Source organism: Burkholderia sp. HAN2018, from assembly GCF_024704855.1.
In the GTDB taxonomy this organism is placed as follows: domain Bacteria; phylum Pseudomonadota; class Gammaproteobacteria; order Burkholderiales; family Burkholderiaceae; genus Burkholderia; species Burkholderia cepacia.
Genome location: NZ_QOBB01000330.1, coordinates 1 through 5968 on the forward strand (window position 1 = coordinate 1; position 5968 = coordinate 5968).

Consider the following 5968-nt stretch of genomic DNA (forward strand, 5'->3'; position numbering starts at 1 on the left):
CTCCCGCGCCACGCCTGCCCGGGCCGCCTGTCGGCGCCCGGCACGCGCCCCCGGGGCGCCGCACGCCCCCTCCGTCCCCGATCCGATTCGATGCCGAAACCCACGCGCGCGCCGCTCGACGTGCTGCTCACTGAAATCCGCGCGTGCCGTGCCTGCGAAGCCGACCTGCCGCTCGGCCCGCGCCCGGTCGTGCGTGCCCATCGCGACGCGCGCGTCCTGATCGTCGGGCAGGCGCCGGGCGCACGCGTCCATGCGAGCGGCATCCCGTGGGACGATGCGAGCGGCAAGCGGCTGCGCGGCTGGCTCGACGTCGACGCCGACACCTTCTACGACGAAACCCGCTTCGCGATCGTGCCGATGGGCTTCTGCTACCCGGGCCGCGGCACGAGCGGCGACAACCCGCCGCGCCCCGAATGCGCGCCGCTGTGGATCGACCGGCTGCTCGCCGGGTTGCCGTCGATCCGGCTTACGCTGCTGATCGGCCAGTATGCGCAGCGGCATTTCCTGCGCGACGCGCGCAAGGCCACGCTGACGGACACCGTCCACGCATGGCGCGACTATGGCCCCGACGTGCTGCCGCTGCCGCATCCGTCGCCGCGCAACCAGGCGTGGTTCAAGCACCACCCCTGGTTCGACGCCGACGTCGTGCCCGAGCTGCGGCGCCGGGTCGCGCCGCTGGTCGCCCGGTAAACGAAATCACCGCCGTGTCGCGACGCTTCGCGACACCCCGTCATCCGTATCGAATCAAGCATGAACGACACCCCTACCGACCTCGACTTTGCCTGCAACGGCTGCGGCGGATGCTGCCGCGACCTGCGCATTCCGCTGACGATCGACGAGGCCACCGCGTGGCTGCAACGCGGCGGCCACGTGGAGCTGCTGTGCGATGCGATGCCGTGGCTCGTCGAGCCCGAGCCCGACAACGCGTTCGCCGCGTACAAACGCGCACGCTCGACCGCCGCGCTCAGCGGCTCGCTGCCCGTCCGCGTGACGGTCATGCTCACGGCGTCCCACGCGGGGCCGTGCCCGAACCTGCGCGACGACCTGCGGTGCGCGATCTACGACGAGCGACCGCTCGTGTGCCGGATCTACCCGGCCGAAGTGAATCCGTTCGTGCCGCTGGCACCGGCCGGCAAGCAATGCTCGCCCGACGCGTGGCAGCAAACGCCGTTCGTCCGCGGCGGCACGATCGTCGACGCGGCCACCCACGAGAACATCGCGCGCTCGCGCGCGGCGAGCGAAGCCGAAACGCCGCTGCGGGCACGGTTGTGCGAGAGGCTGGGGATCGACACGGCGGCCGTGGCCAACGAAGGGTTCGCGATCCACGCGCCGCCGGCTGCCACGCTGCTTGCCGCGCTGACGGATCTGCGCACATCGGAGTCCGCACCGGCCGGCGCCGACGACACCATCGCGTGGACGCTGATCTCGAACCGCGCAACAACGGTGGACACGCTCGCATCGGTCGGCGGGACAAGCCGGCGCGCCGGCGGCGACAGCCCGCACGCCCGCTACCTCGGTTTCCACCCGGACGAATGACCGCCGCGCGGCACGCCGCGAGCGGTTCCGGGCCAGGCCGCAAGGTGGCACGGATCGCCGTCGCGCCCGGTTCGCTGTACCATCGCGGCTCAACCGCGTCACGACCAGCAGAATCCTTCATGCCCTCCACCGCCCCGCCGCGCCTGTACGGGATGCCCGAACGCAGCGACCGGCTCGACTTCTACATCCGCGACCAGGCGTCGCGCCAGGCGATCACCGAGCCGCACCGGCACGCGTATTTCCAGATCCAGTTCAATCTCGGCGGCGACACCGAGCAGCGGATCGGCGGCGTCACGCGGCCGTTTCCGCGCGGCGCGCTCGCATTCGTGCTGCCGCACCGCGAGCACCTGATCCCGCATCCGGAAGGCGCGCACTTCATCGTGATCAACTTCAGCCAGGCGTTCCTGCGCGCCGATCTCGACGTCGACCCGCTCGACCTGGAGGACGTGCCCGCCCACCGCTTTCCCGAGCTGACGCCGTTCCGCTTCCAGGAACACCTCGACTTCATCCTGACCGGCGACACCTACGACGAAGCGCGCCGCCTCGCGCTGTGCATGCTCGACACCGATCGCGTGCGCACGTTCGGCTCGACCACGTTGCTGCGCGGCTACCTGCTGCAGCTGATCGGGCTCGTCTGCACGCAGTACGCGGGCGCGCTCGACAAGCTCGCGCAGCGCGGCGCCCAGCGCGCCGGCCGGCGCGATGCGCTCGCGCGCGTGCTGCGGCACGTCCGCGCCAACCTCACCCGCGAGGACCTGACGCTCGCCGCGACCGCCGAGGCGGCGTTCCTGTCGCCCAACTACCTCGCGCACCTGGTCCGCAAGGAAACCGGCAGCACCTTCACCGATCTCGTGACGGAGCGCCGGATCGCGCTCGCGCAGTCGCTGCTGGCCCACACGAGCCGGCGCATCGCGGACATCGCCCGCTCGGTCGGCTTCCGCGACGAAGGGTATTTCGCGCGGCGCTTCCGCGCGCGGGTCGGCGTGTCGCCGAAGGCGTACCGCGACGCGAACGCCGCGCTGCCGGACGGCGACGACACGCCGGCAGCACCCGACGCGTAGTTTTGTCCCGGTAAAACGCAGTTGCGTCGCATCCGGCGGCACGGGCGTCGGGTATCGTTGCACGCATGCCGGCCCGTGCGCCGCACGGGCGCGGCATCCGTCTTCCCACCGAACGAGGCCATCCGATGTCCGCCTATGTCATCGACGCTGCCGAGCGTCCTTCCGTCGAAGTCGACCAGTCGTCCGCGCGCTTTCCGGTGCGCCGCGTCTTCTGCGTCGGCCGCAACTACGCCGACCACGCGCGCGAAATGGGCGCCGATCCCGACCGCGAACCGCCGTTCTTCTTCACGAAGCCGGCCGACGCGATCGTCCCGGCCAGCGGCACCGTCCCCTATCCGCCGCTGACGAACGACCTCCATCACGAAATCGAGCTGGTCGTCGCGATCGGCAAGGACGGGCGGTCGATCGACCCGGCCGACGCGCTGTCGCACGTATGGGGCTACGGCGTCGGCGTCGACCTCACGCGCCGCGACCTGCAGGCCGAAGCGAAGAAACTGAGCCGTCCGTGGGACTGGGCGAAAGGCTTCGACGCGTCGGGCCCCGTGACCGCGCTGCGCGCGGCGTCGGCCACCGGTCATCCGGCCAAGGGCCGCATCTGGCTCGCGGTCAACGGCGACACGCGCCAGCAAGGCGACCTGGCCGACATGATCTGGGCCGTGCCCGATGTCATCGCTTACGTGTCGCGCTCGGTCGAGTTGAAGGCCGGCGATTTGATCTTCACGGGCACGCCGGCCGGCGTCGGCGCGCTGCAACCGGGCGACCGCGTGACGGGCGGCGTCGACGGCGTCGCGACGTTCGAGTTCGTCGTGGGCGCGAAGCCGTAAGCCATAAGCCGTGACGCAGCAAGCACGGCGGCCGCCCGCGCGGGGCCGCCGTGCGATATCCCGATTTCGGTCAGTCGTAGCGGCGCAGGAATGCGTCGGCGACGGCCGGCGGATTCAGCGCTTTCGCCGATTCGTTTTCCAGCGCTTCGGCCGCGTCGTCGTCGCTGATCGACACGAACAGCGTGATCGCCGCCCGTTCGTCGCCGGTGCCGAACAGGCCCTCGCGGTCGAGCAGGCGCAACGCACCGATCATGTCGGCGTGCAGTTGCCGCGAAAATTCCGGAAATCTCGACCGGACAAACTGCGGGCTCAGCACGTCATCGGCGAGCTTGCCGCAGATCGCATTGAACGGCGACGCTTCCGCCGCCGCATACGCCCATTCCGAAAAGCCCCACGCATACCACGGGTCGTCATCCGCAACGGCCTGCTGCTCGCGGACCCGGCGCAGCCCCTCGACCGAATTGGCGGCCGGCACCACCGTCATCGCGCCGCTGTCGGTATAGAGCGCGAACGCGTAGAAATGCTCGTCCGGGTGCAGCGCCCGCAGCGCCCTGAATGTCGCTCTCGCGGCGTCGGCGATGTCTCGCTGGAAATCAGAAAAGTCGCTCATCGCTCCCTCGTCCAACCGCCCTTCGCGCGCCGGAGCATGCTCGGCGCGCGGCGGGTTCGTCGTCTCCCGATATGCGATCGATTGTCCGCCAATCGCCCGCGGCACGGTAGCGGTGCCCGCACCCATGCCTGCACCGATGCCCGATCCGGCGCGGCGATGCTGCGTATTCGCGTTCACCGCCCGGCGTCCCGCGCGTCGAACACCCGCACGCAGACGGCCGCCGCCAGCGCGATCGCGGCCGACAGCAGCATCATCGCCAGCGGCGCATAACCCGCGTTGCCGGGCGTCAGTACCGCCCCCGTCAGCGACGAAAGCGCGGCGCCGCCGGCGATCGTCATCGCACCGGCCAGCCCCGACGCGCTCCCGGCCAGCGTCGGGCGCACCGACACCGCGCCGGCATGGGCACCGGGATTCGTCAGCCCGTTGCCGATGCCGACCAGCACGCACGGCCCGAACCACGCGATCGCATGCGTCGCGCCGCCGAACATCGACGCGAGGCCGATCAACGGTCCCGCGCATGCAACGATCCGACCGCACAGGATCGTCGTGGCCAGCGCGAAGCGGCGCGCGTAACGCGCGGCCAGGAAGCTGCCGCACACGAAGCCGGCCGTGATGGTTCCCATGTAGAAGCCGATCTCCGCGGGCGCGATGCCGAACACCGTTTGCGCGGCCAGCGGCGCGCCGGCCAGGAACGCGTAGAACGAGCCGGTCGAAAACGCCATGCACAGCGCGTAGGCCCAGAAACGGCGCGCGCGCAGCAGCGCCGGATACGCGCGCAGCTGCTGCCGGAGGCTCGACGACCGGTCCGCATGGGTTTCGACGAAATCGAACCCGCACCAGACGAACAGCGCGACGCCCGCCGCGCCGAGCAGCCAGAAGCTCGCGCGCCAGCCCGCCGTCTGGTCGAGCGCGCCGCCGAGCGTCGGGCCGAGCATCGGCGCGAACGCGGCCGCCATCGCCGCATAGCCGATCCGGCTCGCCGCGCGCGCACCGCCGCCGGTATCCCGGATCGTCGCCATCGACACCGGATAGACCGACGTGATCGCCGCCTGCATCAGCCGGCATGCCAGAAACACCCGGATATCGGTCGCCATCGCACAGCCGAGCGAGCCGAGCGCGAAGATGCCGACGCCCGCCAGCACGACCGGCCGCCGCCCGAACCGGTCCGACAGCGGCCCCATCACGAACTCCAGCGACGCGGCCACCGCCGCGTAGCCGCCGAGTGAAAGCGCGACGAGCGCATAGTCGGCGCGCAGGTCGCGTGCGATTGCCGGCAGCGACGGCAGGAACAGGCTCAGCGGCAGCACCGAGCACGCGCACAGCAGGATCAGCGTCGCGTGCCTCGGCGACGCCCGTTCGGAAGCGATCGGCAGGTTCGGTTGCAAGCGGATGTCCTCCGCGCACGTGCCGCACGGCCGTGCGCAATGCAAAAAAAAGCCCCCGAACGAGTCGGGGGCGCAGGGATGCCGGCGCGGTGCCGCTACCGGACCCTGCGCCTGTGTACGACTACGATGAAAGTTGCTGCTTTCATGCCGGATGGCTCCTGGTTGCCTGGCTGGCTTGGTGCGGTGTCGGACGATACCGGACGATGGTAGGCGGACGATACCGACCGCGTCAACGCCCTAGCGCGTACGCACCGACACGAACCTCCGCGCGTTGTTCCGCTGGATCAGCACCGCGATCACGCTGCCGCCGTTCGCTTCGAGCGACTGCACGTCGTCCGGCGTCTCGAGCAGCGTGTCGTTGAGCTCCAGCACGACGTCGCCCGGCCGGATGCCCGCGTTCGCCGCCGGGCCGTGCACCGCGTCCACCATCATCCCGACCGCGAGCCCGGTCGAGCGGCGCTCGTCGTCGCTCAGCGCGTGCATCGTCAGCCCGAGGCGGTCGCCGCCGTCGCCCGCGCCCGCGCCCGCACTCGCTCCCGGCCCCGGTCGTGC

7 protein-coding genes are annotated in these 5968 nt (G+C 71.0%); 4 read left to right on the plus strand and 3 right to left on the minus strand.

Annotated elements, in window-relative coordinates; translation table 11 throughout:
* The first annotated feature begins 90 nt into the window (after positions 1–90).
* From DPV74_RS38305 to DPV74_RS38320, 4 genes are all read left to right on the plus strand, one after another.
* A complete protein-coding gene (locus DPV74_RS38305) occupies positions 91–690 on the plus strand; it encodes a uracil-DNA glycosylase family protein (protein ID WP_119339072.1) in 600 nt (199 codons plus the stop codon).
* Positions 691–750: 60 nt separating this feature from the next.
* Positions 751–1536: a YkgJ family cysteine cluster protein gene (locus tag DPV74_RS38310; protein WP_119339073.1), complete on the plus strand. Its 786-nt coding sequence runs from the start codon at positions 751–753 to the stop codon at positions 1534–1536.
* Between the two features lie 119 nt (positions 1537–1655).
* A complete protein-coding gene (locus DPV74_RS38315; protein WP_027791818.1) occupies positions 1656–2597 on the plus strand; it encodes a helix-turn-helix transcriptional regulator in 942 nt (313 codons plus the stop codon).
* Between the two features lie 125 nt (positions 2598–2722).
* The gene (locus DPV74_RS38320; RefSeq protein ID WP_059683801.1) at positions 2723–3421 is read left to right on the plus strand and encodes a fumarylacetoacetate hydrolase family protein; all 699 of its coding nucleotides are present in this window, start codon (positions 2723–2725) and stop codon (positions 3419–3421) included.
* Positions 3422–3491: 70 nt separating this feature from the next.
* On the opposite strand, the gene DPV74_RS38325 is transcribed toward DPV74_RS38320, so the two are convergent.
* The 3 genes from DPV74_RS38325 to DPV74_RS38335 all read right to left on the minus strand — a co-directional run.
* A complete protein-coding gene (locus DPV74_RS38325; RefSeq protein WP_059488020.1) occupies positions 3492–4031 on the minus strand; it encodes a DUF4303 domain-containing protein in 540 nt (179 codons plus the stop codon).
* A 173-nt stretch (positions 4032–4204) separates the two neighbouring features.
* Complete coding sequence (locus tag DPV74_RS38330) at positions 4205–5416, minus strand: MFS transporter (protein WP_119339074.1); 1212 nt, start codon at positions 5414–5416, stop codon at positions 4205–4207.
* A 237-nt stretch (positions 5417–5653) separates the two neighbouring features.
* Positions 5654–5968 (minus strand): PDZ domain-containing protein (locus DPV74_RS38335; RefSeq protein ID WP_162923261.1); only part of this gene is annotated, 315 nt, incomplete at its 5' end.